2 protein-coding genes and 1 pseudogene are annotated in these 2,180 nt (G+C 43.0%); all 3 read right to left on the bottom strand.

Annotated elements, in window-relative coordinates; all coding sequences use genetic code 11:
* Positions 1 to 4: 4 nt before the first annotated feature.
* Positions 5 to 1,231, bottom strand: a complete 1,227-nt coding sequence (locus L972_RS20945; RefSeq protein ID WP_081990728.1) for a 4Fe-4S binding protein — start codon at positions 1,229 to 1,231, stop codon at positions 5 to 7.
* 107 nt (positions 1,232 to 1,338) lie between these two features.
* A complete protein-coding gene (locus L972_RS20940; RefSeq protein ID WP_081990727.1) occupies positions 1,339 to 1,680 on the bottom strand; it encodes a DUF1971 domain-containing protein in 342 nt (113 codons plus the stop codon).
* 62 nt (positions 1,681 to 1,742) lie between these two features.
* Positions 1,743 to 2,138, bottom strand: a pseudogene (locus L972_RS20935) (FAD-dependent oxidoreductase); the annotation flags it as partial.
* Between the last annotated feature and the right edge of the window lie 42 nt (positions 2,139 to 2,180).

Below are 2,180 nucleotides of genomic sequence, written 5' to 3'. Positions count from 1 at the left end.
CTACTTATGAGCACCTCAGTTTTTCGGGGGGATTACCATCCAATAGATAACGGCGTTGTTCTAATGGTGTGTTGCTTGTCCAAAAATCGAAAATAATATGAGCAAACAATGGCATTAAGAGAAGTAAAACACACAACATTGTAAGCAGATTTTTTGCTGAAACCATTTTATTCGCAGTACCAAAATGAATCGCATTAGCTTGTTTTGGGCATGCAGAGATACAAGTTAAACAGTTTGTACACTCAATATTTCTGACTGATATAAGTGCATGAACCAGTATCCTTGATGGACATGCTCTACTGCATTTATCACAATCGTATCCCTTGCTTCGTAAACAGCTGCTGGAAGACCTGCGAATACGTAATGGTGTCAGAAGCCCCAACAAGGAAAGCCATCCACCATAAGGGCATAGGTATCTACAGAAACCTTGCTTGAAAAGCATCGTGACACTTAATACCCAGACAACAAAAATACCTGATATGAAGTTCAAGTTGAAAAAGAAGGCTCCCATTTTCATGTCAGCAGCTTGGTGAAACTGACTCATCAAGTACCCTGGCAGTGCGACATTTGGAACAGCAAGAATAACTATGAACATCAGAAATGATAGAACTAGAAATTTCTGAGACTTGAGCAGTAGGTCTAACCATTTTGGCGGAGTCCACTCACCAGGTAGCAGCAAATTTCGAAAATGATGCAGCCATTCACCGACAACCCCAAGAGGGCAAAACCATGAGCAGAAGGCACGACCTAAAATGAGTCCAGATAAGGAAATAACCAAGACTGTGATTGTTGCAGCTGGGTGGTGGTAATCAGTAATGCCCAAGCTCAACAACGCTCGCAAGCCAAGACCGCCCGCTATAGGTAGAAAGCCATCTACGATATCAGGTCTAGACAGCCAAGGTAGGTCACCCTGGTGGAGTTGAAAAATATAAACACCATACTGTATTGTTACAAATCCCCACGATATAACTAAGAAATATCTAACTAAACTACGAAGTTGTTGATCTCCCGAATCATATAATACGGATATTAATTTATATCTATAAAGCATGCCAATAGCGACAGCAAGCACGATTAAACTACTTAGTGGTGGCTTGGCTGCTACCGTCAACCATACAGCAGCGGTTAGCATCAGGAACGGCAGCCAAGACCAACCTGAACGCTCATGCCACTGGAACAACAACAGATACACCAAGCCACTCAGCATGGTTATGGTTTCAATCCCACTCATCTAGCCACCCCCATCGCAAAAACAGCCAATCATAAACAACATTACAGTTGTTCATTTTGATCTGGATGGGCAGTTGGCCTGGTTTGTGGCGATGACAAGATTGTAATTTATTCTCTTTTCTTAATGAGTGGGGTGTCTGAGCTTACGTTTTCAGCCCAAAAATGGATATTGAATCTAGCATCTTCAGACAGTTCAACTCTGTGCCAATACTGAGGTGGGCTGGTTGCAAACTCTCCGGCTCGGATTACAAGCGTAATTTCAGGTGTCTCTGCTGTTTCATCTGCAAAACCGTAATATGTTACCATCCCTTCCATTACACATAACTGACCGAATACGCCAGCAGCTGTATTGTGATGGGTTAATAGAGCCTGTGGTACGTTTTCATTTGTAAAGAATGGGGTTGAACGGCGAACAACCCAATGAGCGGGTATACTATGCAGTAGCGACATGTTTTATCCTTAATAACCTATGAAATTAAGTAAGGCTGAGCATATGCTCAGCCAGCAATTATTCATCTAGAAAGAAGGCGTAAAAGTGGGAATGCAGCGCCCATTTGGTCTCCACCTACGACAAAGCCGCACATTTCACCATCCTCGCTGCGAGCTTCTGCGACCATTCCATTTTTATTCCACTTAAACTGCCATGAAAGGTCTGCACCTTTGGTTCTACCAGCTAACTGCAAAGGATATTGAAGTGTTTTTACCTTCACTAGCATTGGAGGAAGCGTTAGTGGTGTTGGCTTACCAATCAGAGTTTTAGATAATGCATTGGCACCGAGAACAATTGGCTGCAAAAAGGGTCGCAATTCACCTTTCCACTCAACGCAATCACCAAGAGCATAAATGTGCTCACTCGATGTTCTCAGGTAATCATCTACTACAATTCCGCGTTTAACAGCCAGTCCTGCGGTAATCCCCCCATTTTTTGGAGCACTCAAAAGTAGAGGTCA

Source organism: Aeromonas sp. ZOR0001 (genome assembly GCF_000801015.1).
GTDB classification, from domain to species: domain Bacteria; phylum Pseudomonadota; class Gammaproteobacteria; order Enterobacterales; family Aeromonadaceae; genus Aeromonas; species Aeromonas veronii.
This window is presented reverse-complemented; position numbering and strand designations above follow the sequence as displayed.